The sequence below is a fragment of the Caballeronia sp. 11_S32 genome (assembly GCF_056930355.1).
Genome location: NZ_JBXOWH010000002.1, coordinates 222,038 through 241,618, shown reverse-complemented (window position 1 = coordinate 241,618; position 19,581 = coordinate 222,038). Strand labels below are relative to the sequence as shown.

Annotated in this window: 20 protein-coding genes; 3 read left to right on the top strand and 17 right to left on the bottom strand. The window is 58.2% G+C overall.

Features of this window, described 5'->3' with window-relative positions; genetic code table 11:
- Window positions 1–68: 68 nt before the first annotated feature.
- Both AC1Z32_RS09315 and AC1Z32_RS09310 read right to left on the bottom strand, forming a co-directional pair.
- Window positions 69–875, bottom strand: coding sequence for a hypothetical protein (locus tag AC1Z32_RS09315; RefSeq protein ID WP_483478436.1), 807 nt, complete (start codon window positions 873–875; stop codon window positions 69–71).
- Window positions 876–993: 118 nt separating this feature from the next.
- Window positions 994–1,557: a TetR/AcrR family transcriptional regulator gene (locus AC1Z32_RS09310; RefSeq protein ID WP_483478435.1), complete on the bottom strand. Its 564-nt coding sequence runs from the start codon at window positions 1,555–1,557 to the stop codon at window positions 994–996.
- Between the two features lie 60 nt (window positions 1,558–1,617).
- Between AC1Z32_RS09310 and AC1Z32_RS09305 the strand changes: the two genes are divergently transcribed.
- Together AC1Z32_RS09305 and AC1Z32_RS09300 are read left to right on the top strand one after the other, a co-directional pair.
- Window positions 1,618–2,070 (top strand): monooxygenase family protein, encoded by a 453-nt coding sequence (locus tag AC1Z32_RS09305; protein ID WP_483478434.1) that lies wholly within the window; start codon window positions 1,618–1,620, stop codon window positions 2,068–2,070.
- Window positions 2,071–2,291: 221 nt separating this feature from the next.
- The gene (locus AC1Z32_RS09300; RefSeq protein WP_483478433.1) at window positions 2,292–2,597 is read left to right on the top strand and encodes a hypothetical protein; all 306 of its coding nucleotides are present in this window, start codon (window positions 2,292–2,294) and stop codon (window positions 2,595–2,597) included.
- A gap of 434 nt (window positions 2,598–3,031) precedes the next feature.
- Here the strand turns inward: AC1Z32_RS09300 and AC1Z32_RS09295 are convergent, their stop codons facing one another.
- From AC1Z32_RS09295 to AC1Z32_RS09260, 8 genes are all read right to left on the bottom strand, one after another.
- Window positions 3,032–4,339, bottom strand: coding sequence for an NAD(P)/FAD-dependent oxidoreductase (locus AC1Z32_RS09295; protein WP_483478432.1), 1,308 nt, complete (start codon window positions 4,337–4,339; stop codon window positions 3,032–3,034).
- A 17-nt stretch (window positions 4,340–4,356) separates the two neighbouring features.
- Window positions 4,357–4,548 carry a hypothetical protein gene (locus tag AC1Z32_RS09290; RefSeq protein ID WP_483478431.1) on the bottom strand — a complete coding sequence of 64 codons (192 nt, stop codon included), beginning with the start codon at window positions 4,546–4,548 and terminating at the stop codon, window positions 4,357–4,359.
- A 311-nt stretch (window positions 4,549–4,859) separates the two neighbouring features.
- A complete protein-coding gene (locus AC1Z32_RS09285) occupies window positions 4,860–5,870 on the bottom strand; it encodes a glutamate cyclase domain-containing protein (protein WP_483478430.1) in 1,011 nt (336 codons plus the stop codon).
- Window positions 5,871–5,872: 2 nt separating this feature from the next.
- Window positions 5,873–7,249 (bottom strand): PLP-dependent aminotransferase family protein, encoded by a 1,377-nt coding sequence (locus AC1Z32_RS09280; RefSeq protein WP_483478429.1) that lies wholly within the window; start codon window positions 7,247–7,249, stop codon window positions 5,873–5,875.
- Window positions 7,230–8,225, bottom strand: a complete 996-nt coding sequence (locus AC1Z32_RS09275) for a glutamate cyclase domain-containing protein (protein ID WP_483478428.1) — start codon at window positions 8,223–8,225, stop codon at window positions 7,230–7,232. The genes AC1Z32_RS09280 and AC1Z32_RS09275 overlap by 20 nt, the downstream gene beginning before the upstream one ends.
- Before the next feature lie 6 nt (window positions 8,226–8,231).
- A complete protein-coding gene (locus tag AC1Z32_RS09270) occupies window positions 8,232–9,536 on the bottom strand; it encodes an MFS transporter (protein WP_483478427.1) in 1,305 nt (434 codons plus the stop codon).
- Between the two features lie 83 nt (window positions 9,537–9,619).
- The gene (locus AC1Z32_RS09265; protein ID WP_483478426.1) at window positions 9,620–11,119 is read right to left on the bottom strand and encodes an aldehyde dehydrogenase family protein; all 1,500 of its coding nucleotides are present in this window, start codon (window positions 11,117–11,119) and stop codon (window positions 9,620–9,622) included.
- A gap of 26 nt (window positions 11,120–11,145) precedes the next feature.
- Window positions 11,146–12,036: an NAD(P)-dependent oxidoreductase gene (locus tag AC1Z32_RS09260; RefSeq protein ID WP_483478425.1), complete on the bottom strand. Its 891-nt coding sequence runs from the start codon at window positions 12,034–12,036 to the stop codon at window positions 11,146–11,148.
- A 200-nt stretch (window positions 12,037–12,236) separates the two neighbouring features.
- Between AC1Z32_RS09260 and AC1Z32_RS09255 the strand changes: the two genes are divergently transcribed.
- On the top strand, window positions 12,237–13,139 hold the full coding sequence (locus tag AC1Z32_RS09255) for a LysR family transcriptional regulator (RefSeq protein ID WP_483478424.1): 903 nt from the start codon (window positions 12,237–12,239) through the stop codon (window positions 13,137–13,139).
- A gap of 188 nt (window positions 13,140–13,327) precedes the next feature.
- On the opposite strand, the gene AC1Z32_RS09250 is transcribed toward AC1Z32_RS09255, so the two are convergent.
- From AC1Z32_RS09250 to AC1Z32_RS09220, 7 genes are all read right to left on the bottom strand, one after another.
- Window positions 13,328–14,251: a LysR family transcriptional regulator gene (locus AC1Z32_RS09250; protein ID WP_483478423.1), complete on the bottom strand. Its 924-nt coding sequence runs from the start codon at window positions 14,249–14,251 to the stop codon at window positions 13,328–13,330.
- Window positions 14,252–14,339: 88 nt separating this feature from the next.
- Window positions 14,340–15,683 (bottom strand): MFS transporter, encoded by a 1,344-nt coding sequence (locus AC1Z32_RS09245; RefSeq protein ID WP_483478422.1) that lies wholly within the window; start codon window positions 15,681–15,683, stop codon window positions 14,340–14,342.
- A gap of 56 nt (window positions 15,684–15,739) precedes the next feature.
- Window positions 15,740–15,991 (bottom strand): hypothetical protein, encoded by a 252-nt coding sequence (locus AC1Z32_RS09240; RefSeq protein WP_483478421.1) that lies wholly within the window; start codon window positions 15,989–15,991, stop codon window positions 15,740–15,742.
- Between the two features lie 54 nt (window positions 15,992–16,045).
- Window positions 16,046–16,543 (bottom strand): benzoate 1,2-dioxygenase small subunit, encoded by a 498-nt coding sequence (gene benB, locus AC1Z32_RS09235; protein WP_483478420.1) that lies wholly within the window; start codon window positions 16,541–16,543, stop codon window positions 16,046–16,048.
- Complete coding sequence (locus AC1Z32_RS09230; RefSeq protein WP_483478419.1) at window positions 16,540–17,934, bottom strand: Rieske 2Fe-2S domain-containing protein; 1,395 nt, start codon at window positions 17,932–17,934, stop codon at window positions 16,540–16,542. Before AC1Z32_RS09230 ends, benB begins: the two co-directional genes overlap by 4 nt.
- Window positions 17,935–18,051: 117 nt before the next feature.
- The gene (locus tag AC1Z32_RS09225; protein ID WP_483478418.1) at window positions 18,052–19,005 is read right to left on the bottom strand and encodes an AraC family transcriptional regulator; all 954 of its coding nucleotides are present in this window, start codon (window positions 19,003–19,005) and stop codon (window positions 18,052–18,054) included.
- Window positions 19,006–19,209: 204 nt separating this feature from the next.
- Entirely contained in the window at window positions 19,210–19,545 is a 336-nt protein-coding gene (locus tag AC1Z32_RS09220; RefSeq protein ID WP_483478809.1) for an amidase family protein, read from the bottom strand.
- Between the last annotated feature and the right edge of the window lie 36 nt (window positions 19,546–19,581).

The following is a 19,581-nucleotide window of genomic DNA, read 5'->3' as shown; positions in this document are numbered from 1 at the left end:
TGTTCTAGTACCTATTTTTCAGGGACGTCGAACTGAGCGTTTCCCGTGAAACTATTGTGCGTGCCAGATCACGTCCAGACCATCATTTCAAACGTCATCAATCTATCAATAGATAGAACAGGAGCGCTACCTGATTCAGCGCACGGAAAAGACACCGGGAAGATTGAGCAGCTTGCCTTGACACGGACCGCCACTCCTCGTCGCGAGGTGGCCGTTTCCCCGTCACTGCACGGCTTCGAATAGATTCGAAATTCGCGACTGACAGCGCGCATCGCTTCCGCCCCGCTTGTATGTCTGAATTGCACGAGCGCTGTTGGGCAGCGCTTCATTTGACGATTCCGCGCCCCACATACCTTCCCAGTACAGCCCGAGATTGCGTGCTGCGGCCTTGTGGCCAAGTTCAATGGCGCGGTCGTAGAGCGTGACCGCTTTTTGACATCAACCGGCATGCCGCGGCCGAGCCGCGCACTGTCCGCCAGTGCTGCTGCCGCCAATCCGCGCAAACACCCGTCGGCCGAGTCATCCTTCACCACGTCCTCAAATATTGCGTTGCCCGTTTCGAAGTCGGCCTCTCCACCCGTCGCCGTGACAAGCGAGACGGCGAACGCCAGGCGCAAGGTCGGATGGCGATTGATGCCAACTCGCTCGAGGAGCCGTCGCCCGAGGAGCGGTGCCCCGTGGAGCGGGCTGGTGAGAAGGCCGTTGGCGATAGCGGCGAGACTTTCGGCGGACAAGAAGCCGGCCTTGTTGGCGGAGAGGACGTGACGGAAGAACTTCTCTGGGTTGAGCGACGGGTCGCCCCGCCGTAGCATCTTCCACTCACGCTCAATCTGGCCAAACCAGCCTGGGTCAACATTCATGGTGAGCAGTTCCACGGTGAAAATCGCACCCAATGACAACTCACCCGCCCTTCGGTGGCCCGCACGGCTTCCGAACTGCGTCGGCGAAGTTGGTTGCTATGCGGTATGTCTAAGTGATAGCGCTCTCCTTGTGTCAGGAACCGACGGGGACGAGCGTCGCTGTCCTCAGTGCCTGCGTCATCAGGACCAGCGCCGCCCTTTCGCCGGCCGGATCAGCCGGGAGTCGTCCGTCGAGCGCCAGCGTCGCCAATCCGTGCACCAGCCCCCAGCAGGCAAGCGCACCCGCCTCAACCCGGTGCGGTGCGAGTTCTGTCACTCTCCGCACCATCAGCGCATAAGCGTCCTGACACTCGTCGTGCGGCAGGCGTAGTCCTGCCCCGTCCGCGAACATCAGTCGAAACAGCGCAGGATGCGCGCGAGCGAAACCGACGTAAGCCAAGCCCTGCGCTGTGAGCGCGTCGCCCGGATCGTCCGCCATATCGGCGCGCGCGGCGTCCGCTTCCAGCATCGCAAAACCCTTGAGCGCGACCGCACCCATCAGCGCCGCCTTGTCTTCGAAATGGCGATAGGGTGCCATCGCCGACACTCCTGCTGCCCGTGCAACTGCACGCAGGCTGACATCACTTTCCCCCTGTTCGAGCAAGGCCAGCGCGCAGTCAACCAGACGATCACGAAGGGAGGAAATGGAATCACTCATCGCTGTTTACACTGTAATCATTCGGGGCTATGCTTACAGCGTAAACTTCGAGGAGCCGCCATGCAAGCCTCCGTCACCCGTAGATCAGTCGATCTCAGCGCCTATCCGGATCTGGTGGTCGTGATCTTAGGCTTTCGCGTCCGCAGGCTGCGTGGGATCGCGGCCGTGCTCGGCATCGGCAAAGGCCTGCGACTGATTGAAGCGCACCCGCCCGCCGGCTTGCTGTCCAGCGAGCAGTTTCTCTTTGCCCTCAACCATGTTGGTCTCCGCCAGTATTGGCGCGACCTGGAAAGCCTTGAAGCTTTCACCCGCAGCGAGCCACATTCCCGCTGGTGGCGCGACTTTCTCCGCGACAGCGGTGGCGCAGGCTTCTGGCATGAAAGCTACAGCCGACAGGGAATGGAAGCGGTTTATATCGACATGCCCGGCCCCGTGGGCTTCGACCGCTTCGCGCCGGAGCGCCAGCCGAATGGACCGTTTCTGAGCGCGCGACAGCGGATGACGACGCATTAGACCTGTTCCATTTCCGATCGAACCGTTATGAGTTTCTGGTGCCAAAAGGGGCACGGATGGGGGAAAGATGGCGCGGATGTTTCTTGAGGCTATTCCCTCATCTCTCACGCGCGCAAAACTTTGCGGACGCTTACGCTTAGACGTCAGCGGTTCGAATTCGGACGATGGGTCACTGATCGCCGCCTCCCGGTATTCACCGCCCTGCGGCAAGGAGTCAAGTAATGGAGAATGGCAGACCGCCGCCACGGCGTGTGGCATACGAGAAAGATATCCAGGTCGGCGGTTCCGGATGGTTCGGCCGATTGCTGGCCATGGGGCTGAGCTTAGTCGTGCTCGTGGCGGCCGCGATGCTGTCGGTGGTGCTGCTCGCAGTCTTGTTCGGGGTGGGCACGATCGTCATTGGATATTTCTGGTGGAAAACGCGCGCGCTGCGTCGGCAGGCCCGCGCGTTTGGCGACGACGGCCGAACCGTCGACGTCGAGGTCGTCCACGAAAACTCTCCCGACGATGATTCCGCGAGACGCTGACGATCGATTATGCGCACGCCTGAAAGCGTTCGCCCTCTTTAAGCCAAGCAAGCTTAATCATGGATGCCGGCTGTCTCCGCTCCGTCACGGAAATGGGACATTGACTCTCGATCGGCATGTTACCGACATTCGGGGATCTGCGTCAGCGAGGCGGCTACGGGGCGCTTCCCTGACATTCACTGTTGGTCGTCTCGAACGATCGATCTCAAAACCGCATGCGTGCTCTTGATCCATAGCGAGAGTTTGCCGGCAAAGCCGCGCCGAGAAGGCAGACTCTTAGCCTTTCGCCAAGAGCCGACTGTTAAAAGCCAATATCGCTCAATTTACGAACGAAACCGGCGGTTTCGGTTAAGTGACCGTGGGACCCGCAGTCGACTCACGTACCAATTGAATGGTCTGAAACGAATCTCCAAGGAAACCAAACTTCCTGGAACTCAGTGAAGCTTGACTCGCGGTGCACTGACCCGGCGAAGCCCGTTCGCTATCAAAGCGACCACCATGCACCTAAGCCCGGAAACCGCCATCAAGTGCTTACGATAGAGAGCTGCATACATGCCTTTCGCGATAAGTCCCTCTACGAAGATGCTGCGCGATGGCTTTATACCGGCAAGGTTTCCGACGGCCGTTGCAGAGCCGAGAGAGATGAGGGACCCGTGGTCCTTATACAGGAAAGAACCGATGGGACGACCTTCGATGCGCGCAATAAGGGCCTTGTACAAAAACATCGCTTGCTGGTGAGCCGCCTGCGCGCGCGGCGGGACCATACGTTCGCTGGTCCACGAACAACTCGCGCAATCACCCAAAGCGAAGATGTTCTCGTCACTTTCACTCCGCAGCGAACTTGATACCTTTATCTGATTGATTTTGTTGACCGAGACACCGTCCAGCGAAGCAAGCACCTCGGGCGCTTTGATTCCAGCGGCCCATATGGTGACGTCTGCAGGGATAACGTGTCCGCTCTTCGTCTCGATGAATTGAGGCGCGACACGCGTCACCGAATCCGAGACAGAGATGGAAACTCCCAGCTCTTCCAACGACACATGGGTCGAAGCAGAAACCTTTTCGGTGAGTGCGGGTAGAATGCGACGCCCCGCCTCCAGCAGCGTAATTCTCATGCTAGTGCGACCGTCCGGCGACAGCACACCGAACTCGCGAAAGGTCGCTTCCATCCGGCGAAGCTCTGCCGCCAATTCGACACCCGTGGCGCCAGCGCCGATTATTGCCAAATGCACTGGCTCGCATTGCCCGCCTTCGCGCATCGCCCGCTTCCGTACGCACGCCTGAAGCAGCCGCTTGCGAAGTCGCTCGGCTTGTTCGAGCGAATCGAGCGTGATGGCGTGGTCTTCGGCGCCGGGAACATCAAAGAAATTGGTGCGACTACCGAGTGCGAGTACAAGGGTGTCATATCCGATAGTCCGAGCGGGTAATACCTCGGTGTCACTGTCCTGCGCGTCGACGACCGCACCGATTCGAACTTGCCGAACATCGCGCTCGACACCGGTCATCTCCCCCTGAACAAACGAGAAGTGGTGCCAGTGCGCATGTGCCGCGTATGTAATTTGGTGCGCGTGGGCGTCGAGGCTTCCTGCCGCAACTTCGTGCAACAGCGGCTTCCAGACATGTGTGGGCCATCGGTCCACGAGCGTCACATGCGCGCGCCCCGATTTACCCAAGCGGTCACCTAGGCGGGTGGCCAACTCCAAGCCGCCCGCACCACCGCCAACAATCACGATTCGATGCATCACTCGCCTCGCTCGGGTTAGTTGTAGCCAAGAATCGCCGAAAAGAACACGTCAGCGCGGTCGTGCGCGTTAGTGGCAAGCGACGACATCGGAGCCTGCAGCAACGACGAATACGCGGAAGGGTGCTTCACTGCATCACTGGCAGCATCCGAAACGGCGACGGCAGCGTCACGAGCGCTGACGAACGGCAGGTGGAGGTGGGAATTCATGTCTGTCTCCTGTGCACAGCCAAATTGGCTAACGAGTTCAACGTCGGCGGATACCGCGGTTCAGGCATCCATGAGTCAACTATAGGAAGGTCAGAAAAGGAAAAAAAGACGACATGTTTTGACGGTACTGGAAAGAATTTGTGACGCTAGAGAGACGTGCTTCGAGGTCGCAGAATCGCGCCGAAACGGCGAGCATGGCGGCTCGGCCGGTTCTCAGGTCAGCACCAGCGGGAAGCACGAGAGGAAGGAGAGAAGCGACGAGAAGTCCGCGCACCGACTGACTTGGGGCGCGCGGACGGAGGCTGCGGGCTTTACTTAAAGGCGGGCGAGATGATGGTCGAGATGAGCTGAACCACTGCGAAGTGCGTCGCTTCCGGAATACCGTCCACGTTTGCGTCGATGACGTTGGCTACCGAGTTAATCAAGCCGACGTCGACACCGCGCTTTAACAGCGCCGCCTCGAGTGCTGGCGTGTGCGCCAGTGCCATCTTGCCCATGCGAGCGGCAAAGGCGCCGGCTATCGCATAGCAGCCCCAGTTTGAGCAAGCGGCCGTTACTAGCACGTCGGTGCCAGTCACCGCACCGATGCCAGCGCTTCCGTCTGGGCGCTTGTCACCAAATTTGACAAACTTCTGTACCGCTTCTGCCACAACACCCATACCGATTTCGTTCCCGCCGTCGCCCACAGCAACGGTTGGAATCCGCTGGGCGATGGCTTCATCGAACAGAAAGTCGATTCGCGCGCGTCCCATACCGTAGTCGATGCCGCGCATGCTGCAATAGATGCCCTCGACGTTACGACCGACCCGTTCTGTCGAGAAGAACAGCGCAGGCTTGTACTTTTCGATAAGCCCCTTCGATACGTCCCTCGCGCCTGCTTCATGAAGCGGAAACGGCTCAACACATACGACGGCGAGGCTTCCATCATCGCGTGCAATCTTCGCTTGCTGGTACGGAAGAACGGTGAGACCTGCTGTCGTCAAAATCGCGGACGTCGTCTCAATCAAAGTTTCTTCAACGAACGTAATGCAAAGCGCTTTTTTCGCGAGGGATAGAGCTCGCACGACCGCCGCGAGCCCAGCCGGTCCGTCGTTTTCTCCGATGGTCGGAGAAATCCAGGCGCGCGATACGGAACCGGTGGTCACGAAGACGTTGGCTTTTTCAGGAATTGCAGCAAGCGCATCCGCTGCCGCTCCGACCAGAGGACCGCCTTGTCGTTCACGGGCTGCGGCGTAGAGCTGCTCCACGCCTCGACCTCCCAGGTCAAGCGAGACCAGTGCGTCAAGCCGCTCGTCGATTGCTGCAAACTTTGTGTCGGTCATGTTCACTTCCCCACTACAAGGCGCGCAATTGCGTCGCGGTCGTGAATGAGACCCGCCACCTTCTCGAGCGACTTCTGCACGGCGGACACGACCGCATCAAATCCGCCCGTACGACCCAGCGCGTCCAAGGTCGGCTTTAGACGGAGGGAAACTCGCGCACCAGGCTGACCGTGTGTATTCACGGTGAGAATGCCGTGGTCTTCAAGCAGGACCATTCCCAATGCCGATGTGGCCTCGCACGGCACGACCACCGGCTTTTCGCTTTCCCGGCCAGACATTTTGAGAAGCACGCGGAGCACCGCGTCCTCGTCCACCATCGGTCCGAGGTCGCTGCGCTGAACAATGTCCCTTCCCATCTTCTGTTCAAGAGCTTCAGCGAGTTTCTGGCCTGCGGATGACTCTTCCCGCAGGTCGCGGGGTTCATATTTCTGAAGAGAGCGCAGTACCGCCGCCGCGATAGGTGCGCGTGCTTCCATGCCGAACTCCGCGCCCTTCGCTGCAGCGGCAGTGACGAACTCCGCTCGACCGACCAGTACGCCAGCGCGCGGGCCGGAAAGTCCCGCCTTGTCGCAGTTGGTAACGGAGATGTCAGCGCCGAGCTGCAGACTCAGAGCGCCGCCATGAAGGACAGTGCGCAAGCGCGCACCGTAGGCCTCATCGAGGAAGACGGTTGCGCCTAATGCGTGAGCGTAGTGAACCACTTCGCGAGTGATATTGTCTTCTAGGCGCTCAAGGCTGCTCGTCACCGTCGTCACGACCACAAGCGCGGGACGGGCACTGTCAATCGTCTTGCCCCAGTCTTTGTCGCCCTGAACCTCGTGTACAGGGACACCGGCGATTTTTGAACCGCGAACGACGGAGGCGTGCGAGCGGCCGCCTGGAGGCACGACCGAGACAACGGGTTTGTCGCCTGCAAGCGCGGCGATGGTCGCGATAATGCCCGCGCTCGTTCGGTTGAATACTGCTACAGCATCTTCGGTCTTGCCGCCCATGTGGCCGATGGCAACTTGACGAAGCTCTTCTGCGCAAAGGCCAGGACCGACCCATTCCTCGCACAGTGTCGCGATGTCCTCAGCCTGAATGGGAAAATCTCGTTGGTTTCCTGTGAAGACACCAATCGATTCTGCTCCCAACAGCGCGACACGCTTCGCCGCAACGGCTTGCCCGTGTCGAAGCCTGAGCGCTTCGTCGATGCTCGAACGGATAATGGACCCGCGTGCGAAGCCGACAGTAGGGTCAATCGGATTTCCAAAACTATCGGTCTTGGCCGCAGCGGCTGGGGCCTTTTTCAACGCTTGGACGCTACTCATAAGAGCCACCTCAATAAGCTTTTGATTTCGGGCGTGGTCGCCCGCTTTCCTACAAAGAAACTGCGACAATGCTTCGCAGCATCTCCACGAATGCCGTGTGTCCTTCCCAATTGATGCCGTCGACCGCAACTTCCGCGCGTGACGTTGCGCCGTCTCTCGCGCCCGCCGCGACCGTGGCCTCAATCATTCGGTGCTCAAGGCCCGGGGTATGAAGAACGTCCAAATCTTTCTCCCGTGCGGCGATAGCGGCTGCGATTCCGTACGCGCCCCAGTTCGAGACCGATGCACTGACCACGACGTCAGTTGCGGTGACGGTAACGACGCCCGAAGCATGGCCCGCGAGGGATTTCGCGCCGAGCGGATGGACCGCAGCAATCGCGTCGCGTACAGCGCCGAACCCGACTTCGTTCCCTCCATCACCCACGCCGACCGTGAGCACGCCTCGCTTGCGTGCGACGTCGGCGAGTAGATACACGTGCCCAACGTCCTCGGGATTGCGGCAATCACCACGCACCCCATGGAAGAACCCTTCCTTGTTAGGTCCATCCCGCTCGACGAACAGAACCGCCGAAGGGCGGTATTCGTTCATCAGGTCTTCTGCTTTTTCGCGACCGGGGAACAGGCCCAATTCGAAGCACTCAGTCGAGACCGCTCCGGCTTTTCCCAAATCGTCGTTGATGACTGAGGCGACCGCTCGAACGGGTGCGGCGTGCGCCTCCTCCGTCACGAGCACGACCCGCACTCCATACGCGAGAATGAGCGCGCGAGCCAACGCGGCCGCTCCGACCGGACCATCGGTCTCTCCTTGCGGGAGTTTCGGAGCGGTACCCGCGCCCGTAGCGATGAACACCGTGTCGCCCTTCGACAGGACCTCGCCGAGCTTGCGCGCGGCGAGCGAGCTAAGCGGTTCGCCGTGGTGGGCGCGGCACGCTTCGTACATTGGGACCACGAAGCCCGCCGGGAGGCCGCCGTTCAGCGGCCTCATCTCTACGGTCATCAAACGGTCAATGCGTTCGCCCGTGATTTGTTCGTTCGTTGGTGTCATGGCAAATCAACGGTCGATGGGGTCGCGGTACGTTTCCTTCACAAGGAGAACGCAGACGAGAGAAATGATGGCCGCTACCACGACGTACCACGAAACGGACATCGAGTTGCCACTTCGCGCTACAAGCCATGCGGCAATCAATGGCGTCGGGGCGCTGGAGATGATTCCCGAGAGCTGGTAAGCGGTCGACGAACCGCTGAAACGATAGCGGGTCGGGTACTGCTCTGCGTAAATGACGCCGTGCAGCGAACCTGTTGAGGCATGGCCGATACCCAGACCGAGCGACAGGGCGATGGTGATGAGCACAGGGTTTCCGGTGTCAAGCAGCCAGAACAGCGGGAAAGCATAGGCCGCGAAGAAGACTGCACCGAACCCATACACCAACCGGCGACCAACCTTGTCTGAGAGCCAACCGAAGATCGGTTGCATGAAAAGGTCAACAGCGGCCGCGACGAGCAGGCCAGTCGAGGCAACGCTGCGAGGCAGATGCAACGTACTCGTGATGTAGGTCAGCGCGTAGACCGTAATCAGGAAGTAACCGACGTTTGCCACCGTCTGGAAAAAGACCAGAATGAGGGTCTTCTTCTTCTCGTTTTGCCAGACTTCGAGCAAAGGTGCACGCGACACTTTCCCAGCCGCCTTAACCTTTTCGAAGTTTGCTGGCTCGCTCACCTGCAGTCGGATGTACATGCCGACGAACAACAGCGCGAGGCTGAAGATGAACGGCAGACGCCAGCCCCAGCTGAAGAACTGCTCGTCCGGCAACGCAGACACGAGAGCGAATGCACCCGTCGAGACGAGCAAGCCTGCGGGCACACCCATCTGCATGGTCGAGCCGAAGAGGCCGCGCCTCCCATCTGGCGCATGTTCAACTGACATCAGTGCCGCCCCGCCCCATTCGCCTCCGAGGGCGAAGCCCTGAACTACCCGCAGGAGAATCAGAAGACCCGGACTCCAATAGCCGATGGAGTTGTACGACGGCAAGAAACCGATTGCAGCCGTACAAAGGCCCATTACCAACAGCGTGAAAACGAGCATCTGCTTGCGCCCCATACGGTCGCCGAAGTGGCCGATGACCATCCCGCCCAGTGGACGGAGGATGAAAGCGACAGCGAAGGAAGCCATCGACGCAAGCGTCGCAAGCTCCGGAGTCAGTTCATTGAAAAATACCTTTGGGAACACCAGTGCAGCGGCGGTGCCATAAAGGAAGTAGTCGTACCACTCAACCGTCGTCCCGATAAACGAGCTCATTGCGGCTCGTGTTGACGACCCGCGTGTCTCGTGCGCGGTTTCTTCGGTGGTTGCTGCCATTTGCAAGCTCATATGTCCTCCAACCGATATGCGACAACTTCGTTGGCCCGGTCATTTGCCGGGCCGACTTTCGTAGATTGCGCTTAGACGTTGATAGTCACGCTCTTACGCGAGGTGTAGGCCTCGAGCGCGCCTTCAATGGAGTACTCAGCGCCGATACCGCTCTGCTTTGCACCGCCATACGACATTCCGGGAATCTGTCCGCCTGCGCGATTGACTTGCAACCATCCAGCGTCAATCTGCTCGGTGGCCTTCAGCGCCTTAGTGATGTCGTTCGTGAAGACATAGGCTGCCAGACCGTACACCGTGTCGTTAGCCCACTGGATGACCTCTTGTTCGTCGGTCCAAGGGATGGCGACCAGGACCGGCCCAAACACTTCCTCGCGGCAGACACGCCAGCTGTTGTCGACACCCGCGAAGATGACCGGCTCGGGGAAGAAGCCCTTCGCTTCTTCGACCGACGGCGGGACCGTGCCGGTAAGCACCTGGGCGCCGGATTCCACAGCCTCCTTGATGAAATCGCGAACGGCGGTGTAGCGCTCTTCGTTGATGATGGCGCCGATGTCGTTGGATTCGTCGAGCGAATCGCCCGTTTTCAGCTCCTTGACCTTTGCCACCAGCTTGGGCATCACGACGTCCCACACGTCCTTATGCACGTACAGGCGCGAGCCGGCGGTACACGACTGACCCTGACGAGCAAACCGCATCGCGTTGATAATGCCGGTGACCGTTGCATCGACATACTCCGGCGTCGCGGCATCCGGGTAGACAATGCAGGGGCTCTTGCCACCGAGTTCGAGCGTCGAGCGACCGATGCGGTCTGCAACGGCGTGCGCGACGAGCTTGCCAACTTCCAGCGAACCCGTGAACGACACCTTCGCCACGTCCGCATGCTGAGAAAGCGCCGCACCCGCTTCGATGCCGGTGCCCGTCACGAGGTTGAACACGCCGGCCGGGAAAAGACCCGTCGCAAGTTCGGCAATCTTGATAACAGCCAATGGCGCATCTTCTGCGGGCTTCAGAACCAGCGTGTTACCGGTGCCGAGCGCCATGCCAATCTTGACGGCCGCCAGCACGACCGGCGAATTCCACGGGATGATTGCGCCAACGACGCCAAGCGGTTCACGGGTTGAGTAGCTGAAAAGGCCCGGGCCGAGCGGCAGTGTTTCGCCCTTTTGCTCAGCGACAACGCCACCGTAATAGCGCAGCACTTCGGCCGCGCCCAGCACTTCCGGACGGCTCTGGGTACGCAACGCGTTTCCGCTTTCGGCGGCCAGCACGCGAGCGATTTCCTCAGCGTTTGCCGTGACGCGGTTGCCCAACTCGCTCAGCAGCGCGCCACGAGCTCGCGATGCCATGCGACGCCAGGCCGGGAACGCTGCCTTGGCCGCAGCGACTGCTGCGCCAACGTCATCCGCATCGCTGGCACCAATGGTTGCGAGCCTTTCACGACGCGACGGATTCTCGATGTCAAGCGTCTTGCCTTTTGCCGGCGTACGCCATTCGTTGTTGACCAGCAGACCCGTGATGCCAACTTTCGGCAGGACGACTTCGGCGTTGAGATTTTCGGTTCGGGAATTCACAGTTTCTTCCTTAAGACGGTGTCGGGTTACTGCGCTGCGGGCAGGCTCAGGCGAACGCCGAGCAGTTCTTCATAGATTTCGTTGACGCTCGTGGAGTCCTTGCCGCCAAGACCCTTGGCTCGCGCTGCGTTATACGTCTGAAGGACCAGTTGACCGAGCGGCATCGGCAAGTTGGAAAATTCGTCAAGACAAAGCTTGATGTCCTTGTGCATGAGGTCGATGGCGAAGTTCGCCGGACGCTCTGCCGTGAACAGGGTTTTCGGCAGGTAGTCGAGCATCTTGCTGCCAGCAAGGCCCGCCGTCAGCACGTCACAAAGGACGTCGAGCTTCGCTCCGGCCTTCACACTTGCAGTCAGCACTTCGCCGAGCGCGACCGTGTTGATAGCCGTCAGAAGGTTGTGGCTCAGCTTGGTCAGTTGGCCAGCACCAATGTCGCCGCAATGAACGACACGGCCTGCGAGCACATCGAAGACGGGCTTCAGTTGTTCCAGAACCTGCGACGAACCGCCGACCATCAGGACCAGCTTGCCGTTTTCCGCACCGGCGACGCCGCCGCTCACGGGCGAGTCGACGAAGGCGACGTTCTTCTGCGCGGCGGCCGCGGCAATTTCCTTCGTCGTCGCCGGGTCGACCGTGCTGAAATCGACGATGATGGCGCCCTCCGCGGCCGTCTTGAGCACGCCTTCAGTGCCAGTCACCGCGTCGCGAAGCGTTTTCGGGCTCGGCAGGCTGAGGAGGATGCGCTCCGAATCCTGGGCAGCTTCAGCGGGGCTCTTCATAGCGATAGCACCCTGCGATGCCAGCGCGTCCATCGCTGCTTGGCTCGGGTCATACACGCGGACCTGATGGCCCGCCGCGACCAATCGAGCCGCCATGCGACCGCCCATACGTCCCACGCCAATGAATGCAACCTTCATTTGAACTTCCTCCGACTGAATTCCGTTTAGTTGAGCCAGCACCGCACTTAAATAACTGTTCTTTAAGGGTTTTACCGACAACTTTGTCGGTTTCAAGTGCCAGTGACTCGACTATAGGAAGTCAAATTAAGAAAAAAAAGACGACACTTTTTGACGGTATGCGTAAGTAATGGTTACCATTGGCCGTGGGAGGAGAGCCAATGTTGAATCTCAGTCGATTGCGCCTACTACACGAGTTGTCGGTGCTGGGGACCATTTCCGCCGTCGCGGATGCAGTTCACCTGACGCGTCCGGCGGTATCCCAACAGCTTGCGCAACTTGAGGATGAGCTCGAGACCGTGCTAATCGAGCGGTCCGGGAGGGGTGTCCGACTGACGCCCGCCGGTCGGCGGCTCGTCGCTAGAGCCACAGACCTCTTCCAACTGGTAGAAGAAATCGAAGCGGAGGTGGCTGCAGCCAATGTGGAAGTGAGCGGCGAAGTGCGCATGTCGGCCTTCGGCTCCTTGGCGAGCAGCGTAGTACCACTCGCCGTTCAGCGTCTGCTGCAAGAGCACCCGCAACTGAACGTGATATTCACTGAACTAGAACCATCTGAAGGGCTGCGAGCGGCGGCCGCCAAGCAGACCGACCTCGCCATCGTCGACGACCTCGTAAGCGCGGAGGCGCTGGCCAACGTGCTTGAATTTCGACCGCTGTGCGTGGACCATTTCGACGCGGTCGTGTCGTCCAGCCATAAGCTCGCCGGTCGCAAGTCAGTCCATCTGTCTGACCTCGCTCACGAACGCTGGGCGCTCAATCAATCTGCCGCGACATATCACACGTTCCTTCTAAACGCCTGTTATGCCGGGGGCTTCACGCCGCGAGTCACAACCAGTAGCCGAAACATGGCTGTGACGCTTGAAATGGTTCGCACTGGCGGCGCCGTCGCAGTGTTACCAAGGCTGGGGCTGCGACAGGCGGAGAAGGACCCGGACTTCTCGGTTTTGCCCATCGACCCGGTCCTCAATCGCCGGGTCTTCGTCGCTTTGTCGAAAGGCACCGCGAAAAGGCCTGCTGTTGCCGCAGTACTTGACGCGCTCGTGCTCTGCGCGAAGGAGCTCTGACAGAGCGTGCACTCACCGCTCTAGTTTTGACGGGTGCGTATTGCGTGCGCGAGTGCCTCCATGTCCGCGACGATGTGGAACACACCGAACGACACGTGCACACCGTCTCGCTCGGATACCGTGGGAGGGATTCGAAGACGTGAAAGGCGGACATTAGTGGACGATTGTTTCTATAAGATGCGGTGGACCTACCGACCCTTGTCACCGCGCGGCACATGCGGAACCAGTTCTTCCTCATACAGCCGATAGGTGAGTTCAAGCATCTCCTTGACATCGCGCGACTCATCCAGCAAACGCATGCTCATAATGACAGGCGATACTAGAGTCGGGTCGTCCAATTCTTTATAGATGACATCGTCGCGCTTCAGGCCATTCACACTGCTTGGAACAATTGAAATGCCCTCGCCGGCCGCCACAAGGCCGAGCGCAATTTGCAACTCATGCACCTCATAGATTCGGCGAGGTTTCAACGTGCGGTCTTGGAAAGCGGAGAGCACCTGGTCCGCGAAGCTGGGTCGCGGTGCTTGCGGAAATATGATTAGCGTCTCGTTCACGAGTTCGTGCAGCGCGAGAGCGGATTTCGTGAGTGTCAGAGAATGTCCATGGGGGAACGCGGCAATCATTCTCTCCTCGCGGAGAATCACCCTTCGAATGTTCGCATCCTCCAGCCTAATCCGTCCGAACCCGACATCAATGCGGCCATCCTTGAGCGCGCGAATTTGGTCCATCGTGGACAGCTCGTGAAGACTCAACTCTACTGTTGCGTTCTCGTCGCGGAAGCGCCGGATGAGCTTCGGCAGCATGCCGTACAGCGTTGAACCGACAAACCCAATAGAAAGACTGCGTTCGATGCTCCCCACGCGCCTCGTCATTGACTCCAACTCCGATGTTTGAGTCAGTATCCGGGTTGCGTGGGAATAAAAGAACTTACCAGTCTCAGTCAGCTTCAATGGTCGAGAATTTCGCTCAAATAGCTGAACTCCGAGCACCTCTTCGAGTTGTTGTATTTGGCGGCTCAACGGCGGTTGAGCGATATTTAGAAGTCGCGCTGCACGCGTGAAGTTCCGCTCGTCGGCCACCGCGACGAAGTAGCGGAGGTGTCGCAGCTCCATGTCAACATCTCTTAGATGTGGGCCGACCGGGCTCAGGCAACTTTCTACCGAACCCGGACGAACGCCCAACGATTCGACCTCCTCTCGCTTACTCCGACTTAACAACGGCCCCGACCGGAATCGAGGCAGCTGATTTGCCCTTTCCTACCGCGAGCACTGCGATGACTGCAATCACTAGAGGAATGGCGAACAAGCTATAAATCGTTGACGACGACCATGACTTATCGACGAGCGTACCTGCTGCGATAGGTGCAATTACAGCCCCAACGCGACCAATCCCGATAGCCAACCCCATAGCCGTTCCTCGACAATCTGCCGGATAGACAGTCGGAGTTAGCGCATACATGCCCGTCATACACCCGAAGGCACCGGCTCCCGCAACAACAAACAGTGCTGTTCCTGTGCCGAAAGCAGACAATTGCATGCCCAGATACGCAAAAAGAAAGGCTGTGGCCACAAAGTAGGCAGAGACGAGCAAGCGCGTTCCGAGCTTAACAGCGACGAGACCAAACAGGGCACCGCCGAAAATGCCCCCGACGTTGAGTAGGATGCCGGCTCGTAGACCTTCGTGCGGGGCACCTCCCCCAGCCACGATAAGCTTTGGTGTCCAGCTCAAAACAAAGTAGATGCTGAACATTACAAGCAGCCAAGTCGTGCACAAAGCAATCGTCCGCCACAGATAGCTGCCTGAGACAATGGTGGCCCAAGGATTCTTTGAGACCTCATCAGTCTCCACCATCGGTAGTTGCGACAGAGTATTTCGCCCCATTCGCTCAAGAACCTTGTTGAGCTTCGTTAGAGCATCCTTCGGACGCTTCGTTACCAGGAAGTCAATCGATTCGGGCAACCCTCGCATGACCAGCGGGACAAGAACCGCTGTTGCGGCGCCGCCCAGGATGAACACACCTCGCCAGCCGAAGTGCTTCAACACCTCGTTGGCAAGAAGTCCTCCGAGCGTTGCTCCGATTGGATAGCCGGCCACTTGAAGACTGATTGCGGTACTTCTCCATTTATTGGTGGAATACTCCGATGTGGTGACGTTCATGCTTGCAAGAATTCCGCCGATACCAAGTCCCGTTACCGCTCGTAGAACGAGGAGTTGAATCGGATTCTGCGCATAAGCAGAAAGCATCATGCCAAGAGCAATCGTGGGCAAGCAAAGAAGGATAAGTGTCCGCCTTCCGTATTTGTCCGCCGCCGGTGCGACGAGAACGGACCCTGCTCCCATTCCGAACAGGCCCGCGCTAAGTAAGTATCCAAGTTCCTTTCCGCTCAAATGCCAGTCAGCCGAGAGATGCGGGCCTACAAACGCCAGAGCTAAAACGTCAAATCCATCCAGCATGTTCATCAGAACACACAACGCGATAGCGCGTATCTGAAAGCCGCTCATCGGTCCGCTTGCGACCTCATGCAAGAACGCTGACTGTTTCATGGTTGTCTCCATTGACTATCCTTAGCGGGACCGTTCGGAACATCAAAACAACGTATTCATTCCATTCCGTTCCCGCTGGTAGCCGTCTGTATGTTCGAATAGGCGGAAATCTGGGTTTCCGCGTTTGGCTGAAACATGTGCCTCTCGCCCGGAAGGTCGCCGACGTAAGTCAGTCGTCGACGGCGGAACTCCGGCACAAATCTGACCGGTGGTTTGACCAGCGAGAGCCCTTCACGCTTTGCAGGATTGCAGGCGCGTTTGACCCGACAAGCGTTGACCGATGTCTTGGAAGTGAAGCGATGAGTCAAGTCACTTCTTCTGAGACCATCGGCCTACGTCAAAGTGGCAGTGCCGGGAAAGCGTCAAATGTGGTAAATGTCGATGACTTGGTGAATCAGGTCGTTCTTCAAAACCACTTTCTTGTCGAGGATTGAAAAACCTGAAGTGCCGGTCTTCAACGTGTAGTACGACGTTCCGAAAAAGTGGTCGAGTGTTTTGTACCTGTAGTTCATCGTATGCCAGTTGAACCGTACCTTCACCGTCTGCTCCACGCGCCCCACGATTTCTACATTGGAGATGTTGTGGGTGGTTCTCGGTTCGGGACTACTTGCACCGGAGCGCTCCGTATTAAGGCGGAAGACACGGTCTTCGAGCCCAATACGATTTGGATAGTAGATAAGGGAGATATGCTTTGTTGGGTCATCCACCAGCGCGTCGGAATCATCCCAGCAAGGCATCCAGAAAACAGCTTCCGGGTCGTAGCATTCCAGCCATTCGTCAAACTTCCGGTCGTCCAGCAAGCGCCCCTCCCGGAAGAGGAATGCACAGATGTCGAGATACAGGTTTTCGAAGCTCGTCATTCCAGCACCTCCGCCGGTTTCACGTTGATGACCTTCTTTTCAGCCGAAAGGTTGCGCAGCATCGTTTCAGACCAGTATCGGTGCTGTTGCACAAAGAGCCCTTCGTCTTCGATTCGAACCCCGCTGAGAATCGGATTCAAGCCGATACGCGCCGCATTTTCATCCGCGCCATTTACCCACCGGGGCGCGCCTCTGCTAAGGTCGTTCCATTGGGCGGCGGAACCCTTGAAGCCGCTTTGGCATGCACGGAATTCTTCGAGGTCATCTGGCGTTCCCATGCCGCTGACGTTGAAGAAATCCTCGTATTGGCGAATTCGCGTGTTGCGGTCTTGTTCGCTCTCGTCGCGAGGCCCGAAGCAATAGATGGTGACTTCGGTCTTGTCTACCGAAATGGGACGGACCACGCGAATCTGCGTGGATACCTGGTCCATCACGTAGAGATTCGGGTAAATGCAGAGATTGCGCGTTTGATTGACGATGGCGTCGGCCACCTCTTCGCCAAGTCGCGCCTTCAATTCCTCACGACGGCTGTAAACGGGACGCACCTCCGGATTGAGTAGCCGCGTCCACAGGAGCAGATGCCCATGCTCGAAGGCGTAGAATCCGCCGACGCTTTTCGACCAGGCATTTGCGTCAACAGTACGGATGTTATCGTCCGAACGGTCGCGACGACCTACCGTAGCGACATAGTTCCAGTGAACTGCGCTGACGTGGTATCCGTCAGCCCCGTTCTCGATTTGCAGCTTCCAATTTCCGTCGTAGACGTATGAAGAACTGCCGCGCAGCACTTCGAGTTCACCAGTTGTCTGATTGACGATTTGGTCAAGAACGGCTTTGCTCCCTCCCAGGTGCGCCTCAATCGACCCAACGTCGGGGTTCATCGAACCAAACAGAAATCCGCGATAGTTCGCAAAGGACGGAACCTGCGTGAGGTCATGCGAACCGTCTACGTTGAACCCTTCTGGATAGTTGTCCGCCTGTCCATCCTTTACCTTCAGGAGCTTTCCTGTGTTGCTGAAGGTCCAACCGTGGAACGGGCAGGTGAAAGTGCCTTTGTTTCCTTGCTTACGCCGACAAAGCTCGGCGCCGCGATGCGCACAGGCATTGATAACGGCGCCTAGCGTTCCGGTTTTGTCTCGCGTGATGATGACGGGTTGGCGACCAATACTAGAGACGAAGTAGTCGTTGGGATTTGGGACCTGGCTTTCGTGCGCCAAGAAGACCCAGTTTTGTTCGAAGATGTACTTCATCTCATATTCGAACAACGCGGCATCGGTGAAAATGTCGCGACGGCACCGGAAGTGACCGTTGACAGGGTCGTCTTCGACAGATTCGGAGACCAACTGACGCACAACGTCCGCGTCAGCCGTCGAATTGCATGGGGTATTCACGGTTTGCTCCTCCTAGTGTTCTGGTTCTACCCATTTTCACGAAGGAGAAGCACCGGCAATATCCAGTCACTGCACACCTGCTATCCGCTTTCTGCAGATTCGCAAATGCAGCAAGAATTACCGCAGCCGAGAAAGCGTCTGAGACGGGAGTTCGCCGTAGCGAGCTTTATAGAGCGCAGAAAAGCGTCCAAGGTGAGAAAAGCCGCAGCGAGTCGCGATTTCTGTAACGCTGTCCGACGTGCGCGCTTGAAGGAGGTCAGAACGAACCCGCTCGAGCCTTAAGCGTTGAATGAAGTCGCGCGGACTCTCTTGAGCGTGTGATTTAAACAAAACATATAATTTTCTCAAGCTCACATTCGACGCAACGGCAATCGACTCAAGCGACACGTCTTCATAGAGGTTATCTAGGATGTAATTTTTTATTTTCTCGAAAGCTTGATTTGTTCCACGAGCCGATAAATCGAGCGCGTTCGTCTCAAGCTGGGCCAGCAGTTTGCGAACCAGTATCTGCGAGTAGTGATGTTGCATCGCTGAGTCGCAAGACATGTTTCCCGCCTCTTCGCACATTAGCGCCAGCAAGCCGGCAAGTCCCTCAACTGAAGTCACCGCGTGGATGGGCTCGACGAAGCGTAGGCTCTTTGTGAGCACGCACTCCTGCTCTTCACGGGCCGCCGCCTCGACTACTTCGATGGGAAGCGTGACGATGAGCTTTTCGCAGTCGCTTGAGTACTGCACCTGCGCCGGGTCCACGGGATTGATTACGAGGAACTCGCCCGGTCTGAACTCGTGGCGACAATCGGCTCCCGTCCAAACAGACGTACCGCGCAGCAGCACCTGCAATTGGTATGAATCGCGGAGGGACTCTGTCGCTATCTCAACGGGACCGCCATAACTGATGTTGCACAGGCCAATTTCGGAGACTCGTCCGAGGAGTAGACGCGCGTTCGGTTTAATCTCGCCCGGCACCTGAATTGAATGCCGGCCGACAACGCGGTTGACGTACGCAGATACCTCTCGTGGGTCGGCGCCTGTGAACACTGAGCTCTTGGACGACAAATTGAGGGACAGCATCGAGTCTTGGCGGCCGCAGTAGGGGAACTGTTCTTGTCAGCAGCAGTTGGCCCCAGTCATGCAATGGCCGATATTGGGGTTTACTGTTACGTACCGATTCTGCGTCGAAGGTGTGGATTGGACCGAACTCTTCATTCGACGACTCGATATTAGAAGGTGTCACATTGAGCGCGTCAAACACCCTTTAGGCATGATTCAATACCTCTAAGGTTGGGTACGAGGCGTATGCGTACACCCGGTCACTCGAAACGAGCACCAACCGCACGCAGTTGAATGCCATCGGCGCAATTTAGCGCCGCAGATTATCCACGCCGAATGGCACCAGTGACCTTCTCCTGCCCAGATGTTGTCTTTGACGACAATGGGCAAGCCGGCCAACGGCGGCAACTTCTGACCCGCGGCCCGTGCAGCATCGACCGCGCGCGCGGATGCCATGGCACCTTGGTTGAGCGTAATGAAAGCGTGAAGATTCGACAGGGAGCTCGCTCTTCCAAGCAGTGTCCGAACATATGTTTCCGCGGAAAGCTGACCCGTTGCCATCGCGGAGACGGCCTGTGTTGCAGTTAGCGAAAGCTG

Excerpts from the sequence above, each read along its gene's own strand:
- benB (WP_483478420.1), bottom strand. The coding sequence starts at position 16,543 with ATGACGAGCTTCGAAAACCTGTATCTCGACATCTGTGCATTCCTCTTC.
- AC1Z32_RS09260 (WP_483478425.1), bottom strand. The coding sequence starts at position 12,036 with ATGAAGGTTGCATTCATTGGCGTGGGACGTATGGGCGGTCGCATGGCG.
- AC1Z32_RS09255 (WP_483478424.1), top strand. The coding sequence starts at position 12,237 with ATGTTGAATCTCAGTCGATTGCGCCTACTACACGAGTTGTCGGTGCTG.
- AC1Z32_RS09245 (WP_483478422.1), bottom strand. The coding sequence starts at position 15,683 with ATGAAACAGTCAGCGTTCTTGCATGAGGTCGCAAGCGGACCGATGAGC.
- AC1Z32_RS09220 (WP_483478809.1), bottom strand. The coding sequence starts at position 19,545 with ATGGCAACGGGTCAGCTTTCCGCGGAAACATATGTTCGGACACTGCTT.
- AC1Z32_RS09275 (WP_483478428.1), bottom strand. The coding sequence starts at position 8,225 with ATGACACCAACGAACGAACAAATCACGGGCGAACGCATTGACCGTTTG.
- AC1Z32_RS09310 (WP_483478435.1), bottom strand. The coding sequence starts at position 1,557 with ATGAGTGATTCCATTTCCTCCCTTCGTGATCGTCTGGTTGACTGCGCG.
- AC1Z32_RS09285 (WP_483478430.1), bottom strand. The coding sequence starts at position 5,870 with ATGACCGACACAAAGTTTGCAGCAATCGACGAGCGGCTTGACGCACTG.
- AC1Z32_RS09290 (WP_483478431.1), bottom strand. The coding sequence starts at position 4,548 with ATGAATTCCCACCTCCACCTGCCGTTCGTCAGCGCTCGTGACGCTGCC.
- AC1Z32_RS09295 (WP_483478432.1), bottom strand. The coding sequence starts at position 4,339 with ATGCATCGAATCGTGATTGTTGGCGGTGGTGCGGGCGGCTTGGAGTTG.
- AC1Z32_RS09270 (WP_483478427.1), bottom strand. The coding sequence starts at position 9,536 with ATGGCAGCAACCACCGAAGAAACCGCGCACGAGACACGCGGGTCGTCA.
- AC1Z32_RS09250 (WP_483478423.1), bottom strand. The coding sequence starts at position 14,251 with ATGGAGCTGCGACACCTCCGCTACTTCGTCGCGGTGGCCGACGAGCGG.
- AC1Z32_RS09300 (WP_483478433.1), top strand. The coding sequence starts at position 2,292 with ATGGAGAATGGCAGACCGCCGCCACGGCGTGTGGCATACGAGAAAGAT.
- AC1Z32_RS09225 (WP_483478418.1), bottom strand. The coding sequence starts at position 19,005 with ATGCTGTCCCTCAATTTGTCGTCCAAGAGCTCAGTGTTCACAGGCGCC.
- AC1Z32_RS09305 (WP_483478434.1), top strand. The coding sequence starts at position 1,618 with ATGCAAGCCTCCGTCACCCGTAGATCAGTCGATCTCAGCGCCTATCCG.